Origin of the sequence: Zoogloea sp. LCSB751 (genome assembly GCF_002028455.1) — a bacterium.
Classification (GTDB): domain Bacteria; phylum Pseudomonadota; class Gammaproteobacteria; order Burkholderiales; family Rhodocyclaceae; genus Zoogloea.
The window spans coordinates 1-254 of sequence record NZ_MWUM01000395.1 but is presented as its reverse complement, the minus strand read 5'-3'; the positions used below and the strand labels follow the sequence as shown (position 1 = coordinate 254).

Annotated in this window: 1 protein-coding gene; it reads right to left on the bottom strand. The window is 54.3% G+C overall.

Going from position 1 to position 254, the window contains the following annotated elements; genetic code table 11:
- Positions 1–12 precede the first annotated feature (12 nt).
- Positions 13–201, bottom strand: a complete 189-nt coding sequence (locus B4920_RS27095) for a DUF3283 family protein (RefSeq protein WP_029303587.1) — start codon at positions 199–201, stop codon at positions 13–15.
- Positions 202–254 lie beyond the last annotated feature (53 nt).

Here is a 254-nt window from a genome sequence, read left to right as displayed (position 1 = left end):
GTGTTGATAGGGTCAGCGCGACTTGAAGTAGGCGACCTTTTCAAGGAAGTAGCGACCCAGTTCACCTTGATGTTGGTTCGCTTCGCTTTCTGCGCTGGCCAAGTGACCGTTGCGCTCCTTCCATACCGCATATGCGGCGGCCTTCTCGACCTCGACCCGTTCTTGCTGCTCTTTCGGTAGAGCACACAGATTGTGACTCATACTGACCTCTTTGTTATTTGTTGGCGCCATGGTACGCCATCACTGGCATGCGG